18 protein-coding genes and 1 pseudogene are annotated in these 21,912 nt (G+C 69.2%); 9 read left to right on the top strand and 10 right to left on the bottom strand.

Annotated features, from left to right (window positions below; genetic code table 11):
• Nucleotides 1-28: 28 nt before the first annotated feature.
• From gnd to dnaA, 3 genes are all read right to left on the bottom strand, one after another.
• Entirely contained in the window at nt 29-907 is an 879-nt protein-coding gene (gene gnd, locus ACZ303_RS02305; protein ID WP_467334187.1) for a phosphogluconate dehydrogenase (NAD(+)-dependent, decarboxylating), read from the bottom strand.
• 145 nt (nt 908-1,052) lie between these two features.
• Nucleotides 1,053-2,183, bottom strand: coding sequence for a DNA polymerase III subunit beta (gene dnaN / locus ACZ303_RS02300; protein WP_467334185.1), 1,131 nt, complete (start codon nt 2,181-2,183; stop codon nt 1,053-1,055).
• A gap of 961 nt (nt 2,184-3,144) precedes the next feature.
• A complete protein-coding gene (gene dnaA, locus ACZ303_RS02295; protein ID WP_467334183.1) occupies nt 3,145-5,043 on the bottom strand; it encodes a chromosomal replication initiator protein DnaA in 1,899 nt (632 codons plus the stop codon).
• Between the two features lie 427 nt (nt 5,044-5,470).
• On the opposite strand from dnaA, the gene rpmH reads away from it, so the two are divergent.
• The 9 genes and pseudogenes from rpmH (at nt 5,471) to ACZ303_RS02250 (ending at nt 12,234) form a co-directional block, all read left to right on the top strand.
• Nucleotides 5,471-5,608, top strand: a complete 138-nt coding sequence (gene rpmH, locus ACZ303_RS02290; RefSeq protein WP_251415124.1) for a 50S ribosomal protein L34 — start codon at nt 5,471-5,473, stop codon at nt 5,606-5,608.
• A 25-nt stretch (nt 5,609-5,633) separates the two neighbouring features.
• Nucleotides 5,634-5,999 (top strand): annotated as a pseudogene (rnpA, locus tag ACZ303_RS02285) (ribonuclease P protein component); the annotation flags it as partial.
• A 62-nt stretch (nt 6,000-6,061) separates the two neighbouring features.
• Entirely contained in the window at nt 6,062-6,379 is a 318-nt protein-coding gene (yidD, locus tag ACZ303_RS02280; RefSeq protein ID WP_467334179.1) for a membrane protein insertion efficiency factor YidD, read from the top strand.
• A 3-nt stretch (nt 6,380-6,382) separates the two neighbouring features.
• Nucleotides 6,383-7,477, top strand: coding sequence for a membrane protein insertase YidC (yidC, locus tag ACZ303_RS02275; protein ID WP_467334177.1), 1,095 nt, complete (start codon nt 6,383-6,385; stop codon nt 7,475-7,477).
• Nucleotides 7,478-7,491: 14 nt separating this feature from the next.
• Nucleotides 7,492-8,010, top strand: coding sequence for a Jag family protein (locus tag ACZ303_RS02270; RefSeq protein ID WP_467334175.1), 519 nt, complete (start codon nt 7,492-7,494; stop codon nt 8,008-8,010).
• A 129-nt stretch (nt 8,011-8,139) separates the two neighbouring features.
• Nucleotides 8,140-8,850, top strand: coding sequence for a 16S rRNA (guanine(527)-N(7))-methyltransferase RsmG (gene rsmG, locus ACZ303_RS02265; protein ID WP_467334173.1), 711 nt, complete (start codon nt 8,140-8,142; stop codon nt 8,848-8,850).
• Between the two features lie 297 nt (nt 8,851-9,147).
• Nucleotides 9,148-10,200 (top strand): ParA family protein, encoded by a 1,053-nt coding sequence (locus tag ACZ303_RS02260; protein ID WP_467334171.1) that lies wholly within the window; start codon nt 9,148-9,150, stop codon nt 10,198-10,200.
• Entirely contained in the window at nt 10,197-11,315 is a 1,119-nt protein-coding gene (locus ACZ303_RS02255) for a ParB/RepB/Spo0J family partition protein (protein WP_467334169.1), read from the top strand. The genes ACZ303_RS02260 and ACZ303_RS02255 overlap by 4 nt, the downstream gene beginning before the upstream one ends.
• A gap of 301 nt (nt 11,316-11,616) precedes the next feature.
• A complete protein-coding gene (locus ACZ303_RS02250) occupies nt 11,617-12,234 on the top strand; it encodes a GNAT family N-acetyltransferase (RefSeq protein ID WP_467334167.1) in 618 nt (205 codons plus the stop codon).
• An 83-nt stretch (nt 12,235-12,317) separates the two neighbouring features.
• Here the strand turns inward: ACZ303_RS02250 and trxA are convergent, their stop codons facing one another.
• From trxA to ACZ303_RS02215, 7 genes are all read right to left on the bottom strand, one after another.
• A complete protein-coding gene (trxA, locus tag ACZ303_RS02245) occupies nt 12,318-12,647 on the bottom strand; it encodes a thioredoxin (RefSeq protein WP_467334165.1) in 330 nt (109 codons plus the stop codon).
• Between the two features lie 49 nt (nt 12,648-12,696).
• Nucleotides 12,697-13,665 carry a thioredoxin-disulfide reductase gene (gene trxB, locus ACZ303_RS02240; RefSeq protein ID WP_467334163.1) on the bottom strand — a complete coding sequence of 323 codons (969 nt, stop codon included), beginning with the start codon at nt 13,663-13,665 and terminating at the stop codon, nt 12,697-12,699.
• 130 nt (nt 13,666-13,795) lie between these two features.
• Nucleotides 13,796-14,773: a hypothetical protein gene (locus tag ACZ303_RS02235; RefSeq protein ID WP_467334161.1), complete on the bottom strand. Its 978-nt coding sequence runs from the start codon at nt 14,771-14,773 to the stop codon at nt 13,796-13,798.
• On the bottom strand, nt 14,770-15,459 hold the full coding sequence (gene sigM, locus ACZ303_RS02230; RefSeq protein ID WP_467334160.1) for an RNA polymerase sigma factor SigM: 690 nt from the start codon (nt 15,457-15,459) through the stop codon (nt 14,770-14,772). The genes ACZ303_RS02235 and sigM overlap by 4 nt, the downstream gene beginning before the upstream one ends.
• A 35-nt stretch (nt 15,460-15,494) precedes the next feature.
• On the bottom strand, nt 15,495-17,171 hold the full coding sequence (locus ACZ303_RS02225; RefSeq protein WP_467334158.1) for a protein kinase family protein: 1,677 nt from the start codon (nt 17,169-17,171) through the stop codon (nt 15,495-15,497).
• Nucleotides 17,172-17,292: 121 nt separating this feature from the next.
• A complete protein-coding gene (murJ, locus tag ACZ303_RS02220) occupies nt 17,293-19,530 on the bottom strand; it encodes a murein biosynthesis integral membrane protein MurJ (RefSeq protein ID WP_467334156.1) in 2,238 nt (745 codons plus the stop codon).
• Nucleotides 19,531-19,575: 45 nt separating this feature from the next.
• On the bottom strand, nt 19,576-21,888 hold the full coding sequence (locus tag ACZ303_RS02215) for a DUF6049 family protein (RefSeq protein WP_467334154.1): 2,313 nt from the start codon (nt 21,886-21,888) through the stop codon (nt 19,576-19,578).
• Between the last annotated feature and the right edge of the window lie 24 nt (nt 21,889-21,912).

Below are 21,912 nucleotides of genomic sequence, written 5' to 3'. Positions count from 1 at the left end.
CCTCTCCCGGCTGGTGACTTACTGGGTCTTACTTCTTGTTCTCGACCGCGTGGCCACCGAACTGGTTGCGCAGCGCGGCGATCATCTTCATCTGCGGCGAGTCCTCCTGGCGGGAGGCGAAGCGGGCGAAGAGCGACGCGGTGATCGCCGGCAGCGGCACGGCGTTGTCGATCGCCGCCTCGACCGTCCAGCGGCCCTCGCCGGAGTCCGCGGCGAAGCCGCGCAGCTTGTCGAGGTGCTCGTCGTCGTCCAGGGCGTTGACGGCCAGGTCGAGCAGCCAGGAGCGGATGACCGTGCCCTCCTGCCAGCTGCGGAAGACCTCGCGCACGTCGGTGACGGAGTCGACCTTCTCCAGGAGCTCCCAGCCCTCGGCGTAGGCCTGCATCATCGCGTACTCGATGCCGTTGTGGACCATCTTCGCGAAGTGGCCCGCGCCGACCTTGCCCGCGTGGACGGAGCCGAAGTCGCCCTCGGGCTTGAGAGCGTCGAAGATCGGCTGGACCTTCGCGACGTTCTCGGCGTCGCCGCCGTACATCAGGGCGTAGCCGTTCTCCAGGCCCCAGACACCGCCGGAGACGCCGCAGTCGACGAAGCCGATGCCCTTGGCCGCCAGCTCGTCGGCGTGCTTCTCGTCGTCCGTCCAGCGGGAGTTTCCGCCGTCGACGACGACATCGCCGGGGGAGAGCAGCTCACCGAGCTCGTCGATCGTGGACTGGGTGGCGGCGCCGGCCGGGACCATGACCCAGACGACGCGCGGACCCTTGAGGGAATCCACAAGCTCCTGGAGGCTGTGGACATCCGCGAGGTCCGCGTTGCGGTCGTATCCGATGACGGTGTGGCCTGCGCGGCGGATGCGCTCGCGCATGTTGCCGCCCATCTTGCCGAGACCGATGAGACCGAGCTCCATGGGTGATCCTCTATGCCTTGATTGCGTTCATGCCTGCGTCCGAGCCTACGCCCGGGGGTCCGCGCACAGCTGTGGGCTCGGCCGCTCACAGGTGAGTGGGCCGACTGTGGACAGCCGACCCACTCGAGAAGCGTTGGATCGGTTCTCAGCCCGAGAGCCGCACCGGCATGATCAGGTACTTGTACGCGTCGTCCGCCTCGGCGTCCACGGCCGGCTTGCCGCTGAGCAGCGCGGGCTTGGTGGACGTGGTGAAGGACAGCTGGGCGACCGGGGAGTCGATCGCGGAGAGGCCCTCCAGCAGGAAGCCCGGGTTGAACGCGATCGAGATGTCGTCGCCGTCGAGCTGGGCGTCGACCCTTTCCACAGCCTGTGCGTCGTCGCTGGAGCCGGCCTCCAGGATGAGCACGCCCTGCTCGAAGCTGAGCCGCACCGGGGTGTTCCGCTCGGCGACGAGCGCCACGCGCTTGACGGCCTCGACGAAGGGGGCCGTCTCGATCACCGCGACGGAGTTGAACTCGGTCGGGAAGAGCGTGCGGTACTTCGGCAGGTCGCCCTCGAGCAGTCGCGTGGTCGTACGGCGACCGGCGCCCTCGAAGCCGATGAGGCCCTCGCCCTTGCCGGAGCCGGACAGGGCGATCGACACGGTGTCGCCGCCACTGAGGGACTTGGCGGTGTCCAGCAGGGTCTTGGCGGGCACCAGGGCGACCGCGGAGATGTCCGGGGTCTCGGGCTTCCACATGAACTCGCGGACCGCGAAGCGGTAGCGGTCCGTGGAGGCCAGGGTGACGGTGTCGCCCTCGATCTCGATGCGGACACCGGTGAGGACCGGCAGCGTGTCGTCGCGGCCGGCGGCGATGGCCACCTGGGCGGCGGCGGCGGCGAAGACCTCACCCGGGACGGTGCCGGTGGCGGTCGGCATCTCCGGCAGGGCCGGGTACTCCTCCACAGGCAGGGTGTGGAGTGTGAATCGCGACGAGCCGCAGACGACGGTGACGCGCACCCCGTCGGTGGAGATCTCCACAGGCCTGTTGGGAAGCGCGCGGCAGATGTCGGCGAGGAGCCGGCCGGAGACGAGGACGGTGCCGTCCTCCTCCACATCCGCGTCGACCGAGACCCGGGCCGAGACCTCGTAGTCGAAGCCGGAGAGGCTCAGGGAGCCGTCCTCCGCCTTCAGCAGCAGGCCCGCGAGGACGGGCACGGGCGGACGGGCCGGGAGGCTGCGGGCCGCCCAGGCCACTGCCTCCGCGAGTACATCGCGCTCCACCCGGATCTTCACCGGAACCGCCTCCTGCTTGTTGCTGGCTCGCCCTGCTGGCTACGTCGTCGGCTGAGTTGCCGGAGACCAGTCTGACGCACGCCGCTGACAGTCGGTGCGTCTCGGGGTCAAGTCGGGTCGGAGGGCGTGGCGCGGTCCGCGGCCGAGTTGTGCACAGGCCCCACTTCGAAGCGAGTTCCCCGGTAGATCTCTGTGGTCGTAGTAGTAGGGCCTGTGGAAACGGTGGAAAACCGTCTTTGCCCAGGTCAGCCCGGATTTTTTGTCCACCGGGCCTGTGGGTGGGGGCGGTGGAAAAGCGGGGTGTTCTGTGGACCGCGGAAAGTTCTGCACACCCGGTGCACAGGCAGGGCGCACTTCTCCCCAGCGCCGTCCCCAGTTTTACCCAGGTTCCCCACAGCCCAACCAGGCAACCTTGTGTGACGCCTTTCACTCGGGGCGGTGAGAGGGGGCGTTTCGTTACCGAACAGTGGACAGGGATGTGGAAACACTGTGTACAACATCCACTTCCCTGTGGGCGGTCGGTGGACAACGTTCGATCGTCCTTGTGGGTGATTCCGTCGTCCACAGGCTGTGGACTTCCGTCGACCACAAATCCACACGCCGCTGACCTCCCCTGATGGCGTATCAACAGCCTCGACTGTGGACAGGATCTGGACAACTTCACGGTCCCCAGGGTGTGGACAGCTGGTCGGCCGGAAATCTGTGGAGAACCGGTGGTCGCGGGTCAGTATTCGAACAGAGGCACCGGCCGGGCGGGAGCGCAGTGGGCTTCCGTAGTGCTCCCAGAAAGCTTCGACGGGCCTCGGGAAGCCCTCGGAAGCCTCCGACGGCCTGTCTTGGGAGCGGCCCACGGAAGCCGCGGCGCTTCCTCCACGACGTCGTCCACGAACCCCGCCGGATGGCGAAAGGGCGCTCCGGGAAGCCTCCCGAAGCGCCCTGGTGGTGCTTCCCGCGGTCTGTGTCAGCCGTTCTTGATGCGGTTCGTCAGCTCGGTCACCTGGTTGTAGATGGAGCGCCGCTCGGCCATCAGCGCGCGGATCTTGCGGTCCGCGTGCATCACGGTCGTGTGGTCACGGCCGCCGAACTGCGCACCGATCTTCGGCAGCGACAGGTCCGTCAGCTCACGGCACAGGTACATGGCGATCTGCCGGGCCGTCACCAGCACCCGGCTGCGCGAGGCTCCGCACAGGTCCTCGACCGTGTGGCCGAAGTAGTCGGCGGTCGCGGCCATGATGGCCGGCGCGGTGATCTCCGGCGAGGCGTCCTCGCCACCGGGGATCAGGTCCTTGAGGACGATCTCGGTGAGGCCGAGGTCGACCGGCTGCCGGTTGAGGCTCGCGAAGGCGGTGACGCGGATCAGCGCGCCCTCCAGCTCACGGATGTTGCGCGAGATCCGGGAGGCGATGAACTCCAGGACCTCCGGCGGCGCGTTGAGCTGCTCCTGTACCGCCTTCTTGCGCAGGATCGCGATGCGCGTCTCCAGCTCCGGCGGCTGGACGTCGGTGATCAGGCCCCACTCGAAGCGGTTGCGCAGCCGGTCCTCCAGGGTCACCAGCTGCTTGGGCGGCCGGTCCGAGGACAGCACGATCTGCTTGTTCGCGTTGTGGAGCGTATTGAAGGTGTGGAAGAACTCCTCCTGCGTCGACTCCTTGCTCGCCAGGAACTGGATGTCGTCGACCAGCAGGATGTCCATGTCGCGATAGCGCTTGCGGAACGCGTCCGCCTTGCCGTCGCGGATGGAGTTGATGAACTCGTTGGTGAACTCCTCGGAGCTCACGTAGCGCACGCGCGTACCCGGGTAGAGGCTGCGCGCGTAGTGCCCGATGGCGTGCAGCAGGTGGGTCTTGCCCAGCCCCGACTCGCCATAGATGAACAGGGGGTTGTACGCCTTGGCCGGCGCCTCCGCCACGGCGACCGCGGCCGCGTGCGCGAAGCGGTTGGACGCGCCGATGACGAAGGTGTCGAAGAGGTACTTCGGGTTCAGACGGGCCGTCGGCTCGCCGGGCCCCGTCGCCGGCGCGGGCTGCGCGGCCAGCGGGCCGGGGGCTCCGCTCGACTTGGGCAGGCCGCCCTGGCCGCCGCCGCGGGAGTGGCTGTCGGGCAGCTCACGGCGCTGCTGCTGCTCGTAGGGCAGGCGCTCAGGCGGCTGGGAGCGGTAGTCCGGCCGCTCCGGCTCGTACGGCTGCTGCTCGTAGGAGGAGCCGTGCTGCGTGGCGTACGGGTCGCGCTCGCCGTCCTGGAAGCCGCCCAGGCGCGGCTGCTGCCAGCCGTAGTCGCCGCGGTCGCCCCGGTCGGGCGCGGGCGGACCGGAGTGGCGCGGCCAGGCGCCCGGCTCGGGGCGGGACTGCTGGTAGTCGGGGTAGGCCGGGCGCACGGACGGCAGGTCGTCGGCCGGGGCCTGGCGGCCATAGCTCTCGCGGCCGTCGTAGCCGCCGTGGTTGTCGTAGTTCTCGTAGGTGTCGCGTGCGTCACGCTTTTCGTACGCGTCGCGGCCCTGCCCGGCGCCGTGGGGGCCCGGAGCGTCCTCGTAGCGCGACTGCTGGGGGCCCTGCGGCCGCTCGGCCGGAGGCTCGCCGGCGGAGTCGTCGACGGTGATCGCGATTCGGATGGGGCGGCCGCACTCCCGGCTCAGCGTCTCGCTGACGATCGGGGCGAGCCGGCCCTCGAGGACGCCCTTGGCGAATTCATTGGGGACGGCGAGCAGCGCGGTGTCGGCCACCAGCGCGAGCGGCTGGCACCGCTTGATCCAGTGCTCGTCCTTGCCCTCGACGCCCGGGCCGCCCTGTCCTCGGCCCTCGCCCAGGAGCTGCTCGAGCACGCGCGGCCACACTGCGGCAAGATCGGCAGGCAGGTCAGCCACAGGGCACGCTCTCTCAGTCACTGGGGGGAGCCCCGTGAGTCCCACGAATGTGTGGTTCTCGGGACGGGCGGGAAGTATTTGGAGTTCCGCCAAGGTAGTCAGGCCGAGGCGCGTGGTTCAAGTCGTTGTCCACAGGGTGTGTACAAATGTGCCATGAGGCGAGTGGTGGCGCCCCACCGGTCCGCAGGACGCTACGGTGTACCCCTGGTGCACTGCCGGTTTGACCGAATGGCGTAGCCGCGCGTACCGTGACCAGGTCGAGTTGTCGATGGCTGCTGCCGCCTGCCTCCGATGGGCAACGGCTTCGTCCCTCTCAGGGACGGGGTCATGAAGCGGTGCACTCGGGCGTATTGCGAGCTTCTCGTGGGCGCACGGTGACAGCCAGGCGATGTCCCGCCATCACACGATTCATTTCTGGAGCCCCCGAGTGAGCAAGCGCACCTTCCAGCCGAACAACCGCCGTCGCGCGAAGACCCACGGCTTCCGACTGCGCATGCGCACCCGTGCCGGCCGCGCGATCCTCGCGTCCCGCCGTGGCAAGGGTCGCGCCAAGCTGTCGGCCTGACCACCCTGACGTCAAGGTCCATGACGTGCTGCCTTCCGAGTCTCGGCTGAGGCGGCGCGAGGACTTTGCGACCGCGGTTCGTCGAGGACGCCGGGCCGGCCGCCCGCTCCTCGTCGTCCACCTACGTACCGCTACGGACCCGCACGCACCTGGGGAGACTGCTCTCCCGGTGCGTGCGGGTTTCGTCGTGAGCAAGGCCGTCGGCGTCGCCGTGGTCCGCAATCTGGTGAAGCGGAGACTGCGCCACCTGATGCGCGACCGGCTGGATCAGCTGCCCGCCGGTAGCCTTGTGGTGGTACGGGCCCTGCCCGGCGCGGGTGAGGCGGACCACGATCAGCTGGCCCGCGATCTCGACACCGCACTGCAGCGGCTGCTGGGAGGGGCGCCGCGCTGTTCCGGTCCCCCGGGGGACGCCCCCCGGAACCCCGGCCCAGGCCCGGGAGGGAGCGCACAGTGAAGTATCCGCTGCTGTGGTTGATCAAGCTCTATCAGTGGACCATCAGCCCTCTTCTGGGCCCGGTCTGCAAGTACTACCCGTCGTGCTCGCACTACGGCTACACAGCCATTGATGTGCACGGCGCGGTCAAAGGAACGGCGCTGACGGCCTGGCGCATCCTGCGCTGCAACCCGTGGTCGCTCGGTGGCGTCGACCACGTCCCTCCCCGGAAGCGTCCGGTCTGGCACCAGCGGCTGAGGAGCCGACTGGGTGGGCATCCCGCCGTGGGATCCACCGCACAGCCCGAGACTCAGCCCAACGCCCAAGGAGCCTGATTCGTGGACACGATCCTCGGTCCTCTCTATTACGCAGTTTCCTGGATCATCGTCCAGTTCCACTCGCTGTACAGCCTTGTCTTCGACGAGGACAGCGGCTGGGCGTGGGGTCTGTCCATCGTCTCGCTGGTGGTCCTGATCCGTATCTGCCTGATCCCGCTCTTCGTGAAGCAGATCAAGGCGACGCGGAACATGCAGGCGCTCCAGCCGAAGATGAAGGCGATCCAGGAGCGCTACAAGAGCGACAAGCAGCGCCAGTCCGAAGAGATGATGAAGCTCTACAAGGAGACGGGCACCAACCCGCTCTCGAGCTGTCTCCCGATCCTGGCCCAGTCGCCCTTCTTCATCTCGCTGTACCAGGTCCTGAACCACATCGCGCAGGGCAAGACCGTCGGTGTCATCGACAAGGGCCTGCTGGACAGCGCCCGGCAGGCGCACATCTTCGGTGCCCCGCTGTCCGTGAAGTTCATGGACTCGGCCTCCAAGGTCGAGTCGCTGGGTGCCACGCTGACCGACGTCCGCGTCGTCACGGTCATCATGATCGTCCTGATGTCGCTGTCGCAGTTCTACACGCAGCGCCAGCTGATGACGAAGAACGTCGACCTCACGGTGAAGACGCCGTTCATGCAGCAGCAGAAGATGCTGATGTACGTCTTCCCGATCATGTTCGCCGTCTTCGGCATCAACTTCCCCGTCGGTGTTCTCGTCTACTGGCTGACCACCAACGTGTGGACCCTGGGCCAGCAGATGTTCGTCATCCGCCGCAACCCCACCCCGGGCAGCATCGCCTTCAACCAGCGCCAGGAGCGGCTGCGGGCCAAGGGCAAGCTGAAGGAGGACCCGGCGGAGGTCGAGGCCCGGAAGGCGGTCGAGGCCGCCCGCGCCAAGCGGCAGCAGCCCAAGCGGCAGCCGAAGGCCAAGCGCCAGGTCGCGGGCGCGGCCGCGCAGCCGGCCACCGGCGGTGAGAAGACCTCGCTGGAGAAGACGCAGCCCGAGGACGAAAAGCCGAAGCAGGCCGGCGGCGGCTCTTCCCGAAACGCCAAGTCCGGGCAGCGCAAGGGCGGCCCCCAGCGGCCCAAGCACCCGACCAAGAAGTAATGAAGGAGTCCACCGTGACGGACACGCAGCGTCAGACCGATGCCGCCGCCGAGGGCACCGACACCCTGTCCCGCCTGGAGCAGGAAGGCGAGATCGCGGCCGACTACCTCGAGGGTCTGCTGGACATCGCCGACCTCGACGGTGACATCGACATGGACGTCGAGGCCGACCGTGCCGCGGTGTCGATCATCAGCGACTCGACCAGTCGTGACCTGCAGAAGCTGGTCGGCCGTGACGGCGAGGTGCTGGAGGCGCTCCAGGAGCTCACCCGCCTCGCCGTGAACCGCGAGACCGGTGACCGCAGCCGCCTCATGCTCGACATCGCGGGCTTCCGGGCCCGTAAGCGCGAGGAGCTGGCGCAGGTCGGTGCCAAGGCCGCCGAGGAGGCCAAGAGCACCGGCCAGGCGGTCAAGCTGGACCCGATGACGCCCTTCGAGCGCAAGGTCGTCCATGACGCGGTGGCCGCCGCGGGTCTGCGCAGCGAGTCCGAGGGCGAGGAGCCGCAGCGCCGAGTGGTCGTACTTCCGGCCTGAACGCTGCCCTTCTAGATCCCCGTCTAGGTGTGTACGGCCCCGTCTGCTCGCAGGCGGGGCCGATCCTTGTCAGCCTGATAGTCAGACTCTGACCTTCAGAGAGAACGTCGTACGGAAGGACGGTTCCCCGTGGAAGAGGCAGCGGAGCTCCCCCCGGCGCCACCGGAGGCGCAGGCGGTATTCGGCGACCGCTTGCCAGAGGCCGTCCGGTACGCGGAGCTGCTCGCGGACGCGGGCGTACGGCGCGGCCTGATCGGCCCCCGTGAGGTCCCGCGGCTGTGGGAGCGGCACCTGCTGAACTGCGCGGTGCTCTCCGAGGCCGTCGCGGACGGTGTCTCGGTGTGCGATGTGGGCTCCGGCGCCGGGCTGCCCGGTATCCCGCTGGCCCTGGTGCGGCCCGACCTCCAGATCACGCTGCTGGAGCCGCTGCTGCGCCGCACGACGTTCCTCCAGGAGGTCGTCGAGCTGCTCGGCCTGGACCACGTCACCGTAGTCCGCGGCCGCGCCGAGGAGATGCTCGGCAAGGTGGAGCCGGTGCACGTGGTGACGGCTCGGGCGGTGGCCCCGCTGGACCGCCTGGCCGGCTGGGGAGTGCCCCTGCTGCGCCCCTACGGCGAGATGCTGGCGCTCAAGGGCGACACGGCCGAGGAGGAGCTCAAGAGCGCTCGTGCCGCGCTGAGCAAGCTCGGGGTCGTACGGACCTCGGTGCTTCAGGTCGGCGAGGGCATCGTCGATCCGATGTCCACGGTCGTACGGGTCGAGGTCGGGGAGAGCCCCGGCGGAGTGCGGTTCGCGGCCAAGAGGGCCAAAGCAGCCGGCCGGTCCCGCCGTCAGCGCTGAGTAGGTACCTCAGCGGGGAGGCGGCTGCCTGCGAAAAGGGTAGCCGCCAGCAACCGGACAATGCTCCATACAAGCTGTCAAACCTACGCATTACGGAGTGTCGTGGCGGGGTAGCGGAGCGTCCGGTGCATCGTGTTTCACGTGAAACGTCGCTCCTTGCTTAAGGGAATCATCGGCCGCGGTCGCCTGGATGTCGGTCCGTGTGACCGGCGAATGCCCCGGGACCTGGGTTCATCCACAGGTGAGGGGGATTCATCCACAGGAGAACATGCCCCGCTGGTTCACGGCCCCGAAAGCATGGCAGGCTCTGTGCATTGCGAGCCTGATGTCGAGGAGGGTGAATCCTTGCGGTCCGACGCCAATATCGCGGGGCCGATGGCCGACCCGGTCCCCGGTCCCCGCCCCGCTGACCCCGAGCCGGGGGCCGAGCCCGGTTCCCTGGCGGCCGGGGACGTCGTTTCACGTGAAACGCCGCCGACCCCGATGCCCAGGCCCGAGCAGACCCGGGTGATGGTGGTCGCCAACCAGAAGGGCGGTGTGGGTAAGACCACGACCACCGTGAATCTGGCGGCGTCTCTGGCCCTCCACGGCAACCGCGTTCTGGTCATCGACCTGGACCCGCAGGGCAACGCCTCGACGGCACTGGGTATTGATCACCACGCCGACGTCCCGTCGATCTATGACGTCCTGGTGGACAGCCGACAGCTCTCCGACGTGGTGCAGCCGGTGCGCGATGTGGAGGGGCTCTTCTGCGCTCCCGCCACGATCGACCTGGCGGGAGCCGAGATCGAGCTCGTCTCGCTCGTCGCCCGGGAGAGCAGGCTGGACCGGGCGATCAAGGCGTACGAGCAGCCGCTGGACTACATCCTCATCGACTGCCCGCCCTCGCTCGGCCTGCTGACGGTCAATGCCCTGGTCGCCGGCGCGGAGGTGCTGATCCCCATCCAGTGCGAGTACTACGCGCTGGAGGGACTGGGCCAGCTGCTGCGCAATGTGGATCTGGTGCGGGGCCATCTGAACCCCACGCTCCACGTGTCCACGATTCTGCTGACGATGTACGACGGACGGACCCGGCTCGCCTCGCAGGTGGCCGACGAGGTCCGGAGCCACTTCGGCCATGAGGTGCTGCGCACCAGCATCCCGCGGTCGGTGCGTATCTCCGAGGCGCCCAGCTATGGGCAGACCGTTCTTACCTACGACCCGAGTTCCAGCGGGGCGCTGTCCTATCTGGAAGCCGCGCGGGAGATCGCGCTGCGGGGGGTCGGCGTGCATTACGACGGCAGCAACGCCCACACCGTGGGTCATCAGCATCAGCAAGACCAGCACAGCATGTCGGAGGGGCTGCAGTGAGCGAGCGACGTAGAGGACTGGGCCGCGGGCTCGGTGCGCTGATTCCGGCGGCACCCAAGACATCGGACAACGCCGGACCGGCCATGGGTGCCGGTGCGACGTCCCCGACCGCGGTCCCGGTGCTCACGGCGGAGCGCGGTGTCGCAGCGGCGAGGGTCGCCGGCCTGTCCATGAACGATGTCCCCGTTTCACGTGAAACGGAGAGCGCGCCGGGTGCGGCCCCGGATGCCCTGGATGCCATGGAGATGGTGGCCGGAGCGCACTTCGCCGAGCTGTCCCTGGACTCCATCACGCCCAACCCTCGCCAGCCACGTGAGGTGTTCGACGAGGTGGCGCTCGCCGAACTGGTGACCTCCATCCGTGAGGTCGGGCTTCTGCAGCCGGTGGTCGTACGTCAGCTGGCGCCGGAGCGCTATGAGCTCATCATGGGTGAGCGGCGCTGGCGGGCATGCCGTGAGGCCGGACTGGAGAAAATCCCGTCCATCATCAGGGCGACCGACGACGAGAAGCTGCTCCTGGACGCGCTGCTGGAGAACCTGCACCGTGCCCAGCTGAACCCCCTTGAGGAAGCCGCTGCCTACGATCAGCTCCTCAAGGACTTCAATTGCACGCATGACGAGCTGGCGGAGCGCATCGGCCGATCTCGGTCGCAGGTGTCCAACACCCTCAGGCTGCTGAAGCTTCCGCCCGACGTGCAGCGGAGGGTCGCGGCCGGTGTGCTGTCCGCCGGTCATGCCCGGGCGCTGCTCTCGGTCGATGACTCCGAGGAGCAGGAGCGGCTTGCCAAGCGCATCGTGGCCGAGGGGCTGTCGGTGCGTTCGGTGGAGGAGATCGTCAAGCTCATGGAGCCGGGGTCGGGGTCGCGCGGCTCGGTTAAGGCCAAGGGGCCGCGCGCCGGGGCACGGGTCTCCCCGGCGCTCAACCACCTCGCCACGCGACTGTCCGACCGCTTCGAGACCCGGGTGAAGGTCGACCTGGGGCAGAAGAAGGGCAAGATCGTCGTCGAGTTCGCCTCGATGGAGGACCTGGAGAGGATCCTCGGCACGCTGGCCCCGGGCGAGGGGCGTGTGCTGGAGCAGAAGCTCGCCGGCGCCGACGGGAACGAGGCGGAGTAGGCCCGGCGGTGTCCGTCGCTCAGGGCGGGTTGTGTTTCACGTGGAACACAACCCGCCCTTTGCCTTTCTCCGCTTTTCGCCCAATGGACCCCCCGATACGATGCGTTGAGGTATGGCGCATCCACGTTGGACTCAGTTCACGGAGGGGCGGGGCCATGCGAACGATGAGCCGGACCGGACTGGTGGCGACGGGCTTTGGCCTGGGGGCAGTCGGCGGATTCGTCGGCAGCCTCCTCAGGGAGCGGAGCGCGCTGAGCGCCGCCTGGGGTGTGACACGCGACGGAAGTGAGGAATGGGCTCCATGGGGCGTCGGCTCGTACCGCTCACGCTGGACAACCTCCCGGATCTTCCCCAGCGCTGCCGTTCCTGCGTCTTCTGGGAGCTCGACCCCGTCAGCGGCGAAGCCGCGCTGAAAGCGGGGCGTCCGGAGCTGGAGAAGGAGGCCTGGATCTCGGCCGTCCTGCTGGAGTGGGGATCCTGCGGCCGGGTCGTCTATGTCGATGAGATCCCGGTGGGCTTTGTGCTCTACGCCCCTCCGGCCTATGTGCCGCGGTCGGCCGCCTTCTCCACGAGCCCCGTCGCCGCGGACGCCGTGCAACTGATGACGGCCTGGCTCGCGCCGGGCTACCAGGGTCAGGGCCTGGGGCGAACGATGGTGCAGACCGTCGCCAAGGACGTCCTCCGGCGGGGCTTCAAGGCCATCGAGGCATTCGGTGATGCCCGCTGGAAGGAACCCGCGTGCGTGCTGCCCGCCGATCACCTGCTGGCGGTGGGCTTCAAGACGGTACGGCCGCACCCTCGTTTTCCACGGCTGCGGCTGGAGCTGCGTACGGCGCTCTCCTGGAAGGAAGACGTCGAGCTGGCCCTGGACCGGCTGCTGGGGGCGGTACAGAAGGAACCTGCCCTCAGGCCGCTGTGACACTGCGCACCCTTCGAACGCGAACAGGCCCGCCCGGGGAATGGGCGGGCCTGTTTCACGTGAAACAGCGGGAGGCTGTTTGCTTACTTCGCGCTGAGGAAAGCGTCCAGCTCGCGCTCAAGGGCGACCTTGGGCTTCGCACCGACGATCGTCTGGACGACCTCGCCGCCCTGGTAGACGTTTAGGGTCGGGATCGACATGACGCCGTACTTGGCGGCGGTCGTCGGGTTCTGGTCGATGTTGAGCTTGACGATCTCGATCTTGTCGCCGTGCTCGGCGGCGATCGCCTCCAGGGAGGGGGCGATCTGGCGGCACGGGCCGCACCACTCGGCCCAGAAGTCCACCAGAACGGGCTTGTCGCTCTTCAGGACGTCCTCGTCGAAGGAAGCGTCGGTCACGGTCTTGAGAGCCACGGAGGTCTCCTTAAATCTTCTCTGCGTGGGGGTGGAGGGTGGGGGTGGGTCAGGCGGTCTGCTCGGGCTCGCGAACGTGCTCGCTGTGGGAGAGGGAGGCGAGGAAACGCTCGGCGTCGAGCGCGGCGGAGCAGCCCGTACCGGCGGCGGTGATGGCCTGACGGTACGTGTGGTCCACCACATCACCGGCAGCGAACACGCCGGTCAGGTTGGTGCGCGTCGAAGGGGCGTCGACCTTGAGGTAGCCCTCGTCGTCCAGGTCCAGCTGGCCCTTGAACAGCTCGGTGCGCGGGTCGTGGCCGATCGCGATGAACAGGCCGGTCACCGGAAGCTCGGAGGACTCGCCGGTCTTGAGGTTGCGCAGCGTCAGCCCGGACAGCTTGTTCTCACCGTGGATCTCGGCGATCTCGCTGTCCCAGACGAAAGAGATCTTCGGGTCGGCGAAGGCACGCTCCTGCATCGCCTTGCTGGCGCGCAGGGTGTCACGACGGTGGACGACGGTGACGGACTTGGCGAAGCGCGAGAGGAAGGTGGCCTCCTCCATCGCGGTGTCGCCGCCGCCGATCACGGCGATGTCCTGGTCCTTGAAGAAGAACCCGTCGCAGGTGGCGCACCAGGAGACACCGCGGCCGGAGAGCTCGTCCTCGCGGGGCAGGCCCAGCTTCCGGTGCTGGGAGCCGGTGGTGACGATCACGGCCTTGGCGCGGTGGACGGTGCCGGCGGTGTCGGTGACGGTCTTGATCTCTTCGCTGAGGTCGACCGCGACGATGTCGTCCGGGATCAGCTCGGCGCCGAAGCGCTCGGCCTGTGCCCGCATGTTGTCCATCAGGTCCGGACCCATGATCCCTTCGCGGAAACCGGGGAAGTTCTCCACGTCGGTGGTGTTCATCAGCGCGCCACCAGCGGTCACGGCACCCTCGAAGACCAGCGGCTTCAGCGAAGCGCGGGCGGTGTAGAGCGCGGCCGTGTAGCCAGCGGGCCCGGAACCGATGATGATCACGTTGCGGACGTCGCTCACGGGAGTCTTCCTTGTCTGCCGACTGCTGTCACGGGACCTTGCGGGGTATTCACCCCACCCAACGGATCCTACGGGGCGCGCATTCCCGAAGGGCATTCCTGAAGGGCGACAGCTCGGGTCGGCAGCAGGCTCAGGAGCGGGGGACCGTCCTCTCGGCCAGCACCTTGCCCGGAGACGGGGGGGAGGCGGAGACACAGCTCGATGCGACGACATAGGCGTCGACCAGGGTGGCGTCACTGACATGGGGCAGGACGACGAGGTAGGCCTCTTGGCCCTCGTATGTGTCCGGCACAGCCGCCAGGGTGGCCGAAGAGGCATCCGACCGGCCGATGCCCTCCCGCACGCATGAGGGAGCTGTGGCGCCGCCGGGGTCGCTCAGGGTCGACTGGGTGTGGGGTGAGTTGTTCTCCGATGTCTTGCCCCGGCCCTCCTCGCCCCCGAACGGCGTCCTCAGCAGGTCGTGTACGCGCGCCCCCAGCTCGCCGGAGCCCAGCACGATCGCGGCCGACCGACTCTCCCGGCTCGTGTCGGGCGCCGCGTGCGTGTTGCCCGCATCACCGGACTGGAGGAAGAAGCTGCCGAGCCCGATGACCGCGGCGGCGCAGGCCGTGCCGAGGAGCGCCCTGGGCCAACGCCGGACCCGGGCGGTCCTGGTCTTTCCGGGGGCGGGCCTCTGCCGTCCCGGCCCCTTGGCGCCGCGCGGCCGCCCGGTGGGGCGGTCGACCGTTTCACGTGAAACGTGTGCGGTGACGAGCGACGCGGTTTCACGTGAAACAGCCCCACCAGGCGACATCGCCACGGCTTCGGCCGCCACGGTTTCACGTGGAACGCCGTCGTCGGCATCATGCGTGGTCGAGTCGAGAAGCGCCTCCGCGGCGAGCGCGGCTTCAATACGGCCGGCGACGTCCGCCGGCATCCGGGGTGGCCCGGGCAGCGTGCCCAGCAGCCCCCGGATCTCGTCCAGCGAGCTCCGTACGTCTTCGCACAGCTCACAGCCGGACAGGTGCCGCCGCACATCCGCCGTCCGCGACGGTGAGAGCACACCCTCGGTGAGCGCGGAGATCTCCGCGACCTCCGGGTGCTCATCCGTGCCGGTCGTTGAAGTCACGCTCGCCCACCTCCACCCTTCACTGGATCTGCGTCACTCTGTCCTGCCGGTGGTGGGACGGACGTCCCCGGCGACCGGTTCCTTCCCCCACCGGGCGTCGGACTACCCCCGCCATCAGGGCGCAGATGGGTGAGCATGGGAAGAAGCCTGGCCCGTCCCCGCGCACATCTGCTTTTCACAGTGCCGACGGGCACATCCAGGACCTTGGCCGCCTCGGCGACGGGATAGCCCTGCATGTCCACGAGGACGAGGGCGGCGCGCTGGTCCGGCGGCAGGGTGGCCAGTGCCTGGAGCAGCTCGCGGTGGAGATCGCCGCGCTCGGCGGGCGCGGCGGCGGATTCATGGGGTTCGAGGAGCTGCTCCAGCCGCTCGGTCTCGGCGAGCGGCGCGGTCTTGCGGGAAGCGGCCTTGCGCGCCCGGTCCAGGCAGGCGTTGACGGTGATGCGGTGCAGCCAGGTGGTGACGGCGGACTGCCCGCGGAAGGTGTGAGCGGCGCGGTAGGCGGAGACCAGCGCGTCCTGCACGGCGTCCGCGGCCTCTTCCCGGTCGCCGAGCGTACGGAGTGCCACCGCCCAGAGTCGGTCGCGGTGGCGGCGCACTATCTCGGCGAACGCGTCGGGGTCGCCGTCGACATGCCGTGCGAGAAGGTCGGCGTCGCTCACGTCGCCATGGGTGACGTCGTCCAACCTCTGGTCCCCTCCCCCTCCGAGCGACCGTGCGGCTAGCTGGTCACCTTGATCTCGATGACCCTGCCGCGGTACTCGCCTTCGACCTGTGGCAGCTTCGTCAGCCAGACCAGAACGTACCGTGCTTGCGCGTCCTTCTTGGGCTTGAGCGATACATCCTCGCCCGCCTCTTGCGCGACCTGCGTGAAATCCTCCAGGGAGGAGGGCATTTCGGAGTCGGCCGAGGCCGTCCGCAGCTGCACGGAGGTCTTACCCCGGAAGGTCACCTGCACCTTGCCGAAGTGCTGCTTTTTTCCGAGGTCCAGGATGAGACCGACGCCGCTCTTCAGGCTTCCGAAGTTGGCGTTGGTGTAGGAGGCCGTCTGCCATTGCGTAGTGGCGTCGTTGTCGATGGCCTCGCGGATCCTCCCCGGCTTTTCCTCGCCGTCACCCTTCGGGTCGAAGTCCTTTATGTCCTGGATCGCGATGGGCAGGTTCTTCTTCGACGAGGCGTCGTTCGTCGACTCGGTCCTCGGCGGGTGGTCCGGCTCTCCGGCCTTCAGGAGCGTGTCCGCCAGCTGCCAGCTGCCCAGGCCCAGCGCCGCGATCAGCAGAGCCGAGACGCTCCACTTCAATGCCCTGCCCGTGCGGCTCTGGAGCGGCGGAGGCGGGAGCACGGGGGCCGGCTGTACGGGGACGCCGTTGCGCGACGGCGGCTGACCGTACACGCCCTGTTGGTAGGTCGTGCGCTGGTAGCCGCCGGGAGGGGTGGAGAAGCTCGACTCCGGTGGCCGGATCCGCGGCATCGCGGCGACCGCCTTCGCCAGCTCCTCCGGAGTGGCGCAGGGCTGCTCCTGCCGGGAGGCGGTGGCGCCGTCGTTGACGAGCGCGCGCATCGCCAGCTCCGAGAGGCCCCGGTGGACCCCGGCCCGTACTTGGTCGGGGGCGATGAGGCCCACTCCCTTGGGCAGGCCGGGCAGCCCGTAGGCGTTGTTCTCGTACGGCCAGCGCTGGGTGAGCGCGGCGTACAGCAGGGCGCCGATGGCCTCGGTGTCGGTGCGCTGCGGGTGATCGGACGTGATGCCGCGCAGCGCGGCCATGACGGCGAGCCCGCGGATGCGGTACTGGCCGGACTCGGTGCGCAGGACGGAGCCGGGGTTGAGGCGCAGGTGCGCGAGGCCCTCGCGGTGGGCGGCGGCCATGGCCTGGGAAACCTGGCTCACGAGCTGGTAGGCGTCGTGCGGCTCCATGGGGCCGATGGAGAGGACGGAGCTCAGCTCGGTGGCGTCGGGCAGCCACTCGTGGACGACGTAGACGAGGTCGTTCTCCTCGACGGCGTCGAGGACCTGGACGAAGCGGGGGTCGCCGAGCAGGGCGGCCGAGCGTGCCGCGGCGAGCACCGGGCGGGCGCGCGGGTGGTCCGCGGGCAGCAGGTGGACACCCACGGCGCGGCGCAGCTTCTCGTCGACCGCGCGCCAGCTGCTGAATCCCTCCAGACGGGTGACGCACTCCTCCAGGCGGTACCGCCTGGCGAGTTTGTGGCCGCTGTGGAGTTCGGGAGTTTGTGCGTCGCGCGCGGTGCTCTTGCTCTCCGCTTGCTCGGCGTCGTTGTGCGTGCCGGCCTTGATCGCGGCCTCCGCCCCGTCGGCCGTGGCCTTGCCCGCCTTGGCGGTCAGCGGCTTTCCGCCGCTGTTGCCTGCCACGTCGACGGCAGCTGTGCTCCGTTCCGCCACCGTCGTTCCTGCCTCCCCATCCGTTGCACGCTGTCCACAGCCAAGACAATTGTGCCCACAGTCTGTCGCTATGCACGACACACGGCAGCGGGCGATGGTTGTGCTTCCGTCGGCGCCCGAATCAGCGTCCGAGTCGTCCGCGGACCATACCGACCATGGCGGTCAGCTCCTCCACGCGCATCCGCTTCGCGGCGATGTAGAAGACGGCGATCAGGATCAGACCACCACTGATCAAAGCGGCGAGCGATCCGACAACACCATGGCCGAGAACCTGACCGATCCCGTACGCGACGGCTCCGCCGATCAGGGCCGCGGGGACGCACGCGCCGGCGAGACGGGCGTAGGTACGGATGACGTGCGAGCCGTCCAGGTCGCCGCCCAGTCGCGTGCGCAGACGGCGCCACGCGACGCCTACGCCGACGGCGTAGGCAAGCCCGTAGGAGGCGGCCATGCCCGCTACCGCATAGCGCGCGGGCAGGACGACGAAGCTCAGCGCGGAGGCCGCCGCGTTGACGCCGGCGACGATCAGGGTGTTGTAGAAGGGGGTGCGGGTGTCCTCGTACGCGTAGAAGCCGCGGAGGATGACGTACTGCGCCGAGTACGGGATCAGGCCGAGGCCGAAGGCCATCAGGATGACACCGATGTTCACGGCGCTTCCCGTACCGGCGCTGGAGAACATCAGCGTGGACATGGGGATGCCGAGCGCGAGGAAGGCGAAGGCACAGGGCACGATTGCGACGGCCGAGGTGCGCAGCCCGTGGGAGAGGTCGTCGCGCACGGCCGAGACGTCGCCGTCGTGGGCCGCGCGGGAGATCCGGGGGAGGACCGCGGTCATGACCGAGACGGTGATGATGGCCTGCGGCATCTGCCAGAGCTGGAGCGCGAAGTTGTAGGCGGTGATACCGGTGCCGGAGTGGTGTGCCTTCTCGGCGATCGCGCCCGCCCGGGTGGCGAGCTGGGTGACGACGACCATGCCGAGCTGGTTGGCGAGCACGAAGAACAAGGTCCACTTGGCGAGGCCGGCCGCCTTGCCGAGGCCGTGGCCGCGCCAGTCGAACCTCAGGCGGAGCCGGAAGCCGGTCTCGCGGAGGTACGGGAACATGGCGAGCGCCTGGACCACGAGGCCGAGCAGGGTGCCGATGCCGAGCAGCCGGATGCCCTCGGGGCTGATGGTCGCGGGGGTGATGCCGCTCGCGGTGAAGCCGCCGAAGACCCAGATGAAGGCGCCGAAGGTGGCGATCACGATGATGTTGTTGAGGACCGGCGTCCACATCATCGCGCCGAACTTGCCCCGGGCGTTGAGGATCTGGCCGAGCACGACGTGCACACCCATGAAGAACATGGTGGGCAGGCAGTAGCGGGCGAACGCGACGGCGACGTCCATCTGGGCCGGATCCGAGGCGTTGTCCGGCATCATCATCCTGACCAGGAGCGGGGCTCCCAGGACACAGACGGTGGTGACGCCCGCCATCAGCACGACGACCAGGGTGAGGAGCCGGTTGGCGTATGCCTCGCCGCCGTCCTCGTCGTTCTTCATGGCACGCACCAGCTGCGGGATGAACACCGCGTTGAGCGCGCCGCCGCCGACCAGGATGTAGATCATCGTCGGCAGGGTGTTGGCGACCTGGTAGCTGTCGTTGAGCGTGCCGACGCCGATCGCGGCCGCCATGATGAGGTTGCGGCCGAAGCCCAGGATGCGGGAGACGAAGCTGCCCGCGGCCATCACCGCGCTCGACTTGAGCAGGCTCGCCGCCTTGCCGCCGCCCTTCGCCGCAGTGGGGGCCTCGGGGACCACCGCGGGCTCCGGCTCGGGGCCCGGCTCGGCCGCGGGGCCCTGCGGGGACTGGGCGGCGTAATGACCGGGGGCCGGGATCGGCTGGCCGGACGGGCGCTGGGGCTCGTACGGCTGCTGCTGATCCCGGTACAGGTGCGCGAAGGCGTCCCGCTCGGGGCGCTCCTCCGACGCCTGGCCGACCAGCCCGCCCACCCCGGCGAACTGCGTCGTCGGCTCGTCGCCGTAGGGATGCGCGGTCTCCGGCCGATGGGCCGTGGCCGGCGCCCACAGCTGGGGGTCGGGGCCCTGCTGGGGCCCGGACGGCTGCTGATGGAGCGGGTAGGTGTTCTGGTACGTGCCGGGCGGCGGGGGGTGCGCGGCACGGTCGTACAGCGCGTCGCTCACCGGATCCTGCGCGGACGGGTCGTGCTCGGGGTACGGGTCGGAGGCGTACGCGTCCCGGAGGTAGGGATCCTGGGCGTACGGGCCCGGACGGGACTCCTGGCCGGGCGGAGGCGGCGGGTAGTGTCCCCGCTGCTCACCGCCCGTGCCCTGCCCGCGGTCACCGTCGTACGGCGCGTTCATCGCTACCCCACCTCATCGTCCGCGGCCGGCCGGCCCCACTACACGTCAACGTTCCACTTTCTCACCTGAGCCGGACGGGTCGGAGCTTTCCGATCCGGTGTCCGGGGCGGGGTCACTCGGCTGCGCGGGCTTGTCGTCGCCCGGGCCGTTGTCACCGGAGTCTCCCCCGTCCCCCTCCGGTTCTCCGCCGTCCGTCGTCCGGCGGGCGGCGGACCGCTTGCGCTGGATGTAGATGCGGAGCCCCGCGAGGACCAGGAGGAGTACGCCACCGGCGATGACCAGCAGCACCATAGGGGTGATCGACGTGACATGCACAGTGAAGCGCATCGGCTCGCCGTAGGGCTGGCCGTCGTCCGTGTAGAGCCGGGCCGTCACCTGGACGGGGCCGTTGGCGTTGGCCCGCGTCTCGAACTTCACCGACTGGCTGTGCCCACCGTCGATCTTGACCGGCTGGGAGGCGTCGACCTTCAGGCGGTTCGGCTGGCTGGACTCCAGGACGAGCCGGAGCCCGGCGATACCCTGCAGCAGGCCGTTCTGCACCGTCACCGGGATCGTGGCGCTGCGCCCGGAGAGCGTGGCGTCGGACTTCTTGATCAGCTGCACCTGGCGGGTGAGCTTGAACAGATACGACTGCACCGCGTCACGGAACTCCGCGGCACCCCGGCGGTCTCCGCGCCACGATGTGGACATCTCCCGCATGATCGCGCTGCCGAACGGGGTGACCACCCGGTCCTGCGAGGTCAGGATGACCTTGAAGCTGTCCAGCGTGCCCTGGGTCTTCTGGATCTCCTCGAACGCCTCGGTGGTCAGCTCCCGCTCGCGCAGCGCGTCCGGATAGGAGCCGGTGCCGGGCACCTGCTGGTTCGCGGACGGGTCCGGCTTGGCCTTCGCGGCGTCCCCCAGGTCGAGCGGCTGGGTCCAGCGACCGTCCGACAGACCGTTGATCGCCGCCGCCATGGCCTGCGCCTGGCTGGTGGTGGGCATGCGCTGGGGCGCGACGACGATGCTGCGCTCGTCGTCGGGGGCCTGTCGGTTCACCAGGAGGCTCTGTGCCACGAAGCGCTGCACGGCGAGCGAGGAGTCCGCCGCGCGGATCAGGTCGCCCTGGAAGGCCGTGGACATCCGGGCGTCGGCGACGACCGCGGTGTTGCCGCCGCCGATCTGCCGGGCCGCGGTGGGCGTGTACGAGGCCCGGGGCTCGCGGAGGCTGTCGCTGCGGGCGATCACGTTGTGGGCGCCCGCCGAGGTGGCCACGTCGACGATCGAGGAGTCGACCGCGCCGTCGACCGGCCAGGCGAAGTCCGTGCGCGGCTTCACGCCGAGGATGGTGTCGACCGTGGTCGCGGCGAGCTCCGTCGCGGACTGGAGGTGGCTCAGGACGCCGGAGACGTCCTTGCCGCGGTGGGCGAGCGAGGCGATGTCGGGGTCGCCGAAGGGGAGTGCCACCACCTGGTGGCCGCCCACGGCGTTCTGGAGCTGGCTGAGCCACTGCTTCGCGACCGCCTGGCCCCTGCCCGGGACGCTCTTCCCGCCCGGACCGTCGATCCGGTAGCTCTTCGTCATGGCCTCGACCGTGGCGAGAAGGTCGGGATCGATCACCCAGGTGATCTTGAGGTTCTTGCCCAGCGCCACGAGCTGGTTCAGCCGGCCGCCCGGGGCCAGCTCGGCGGCGAGGTCGTCGTTGGGGAAGATCGGTGTCTGCTGCTGGTCGGACTCGGTGCGGGCGGTCAGGTGTGTCGCGGAGACGAGCGGCCACATGAACGTGAGCTGCGTCTTCTTGCCCTCGGCGGGGGACGGCTGCCAGGGCAGCAGGGTCCGCTGTATGCCGAGCACCTGCTCGTAGGGCTGATCGGCGGACTGCCCGGAGAGGGAGACGCCGAGCTGGTAGACGCCGTCATGGCCGAGGTCGAGGTCCTTCGCCGGCAGGGAGATGCTGAAGTCCCGGCTGACGCCCGGAGGCAGCTTGTCGATCTTCTGGGTGTGCTTGCCGATCTCGGAGCCGTCGGTGCCCGCCGAGAAGCCGGTCCGGTAGCCGAGGTCGTCGATGTCACTGCGGCCGCTGATCTGAGGACCCACCCGCAGGCCCACGTGGGCGTCGGTGACGGTCGAGCCGCCGTTGTTGGTGACGGTGCCCGAGACGGTGATCGTGTCGTTCTGCGTCGGCGCGACGGGCGTCAGCGAGTCGACGGAGACACCGACCGTGCGGGAGCCACGGGACTCGGCGTGCGCGGCGGGCGCCGCGGGCAGCTGCGTCAGGCCCACCAGCAGCAGCACCCCGAGGAGCAGTGCCACGGTGTGCCGGAACCACCGGCAGGCAGGAGCGGAGGTAGTCCCCTGGAACTCTGCCGCCTCGGCCACGCGCTCGCCCGTCCCTCGTCGTCG

The sequence above is a fragment of the Streptomyces sp. NPDC023527 genome (assembly GCF_055560115.1).
The sequence above is the reverse complement of the archived record's forward strand: the minus strand, read 5'-3'. Positions and strand labels throughout refer to the sequence as shown.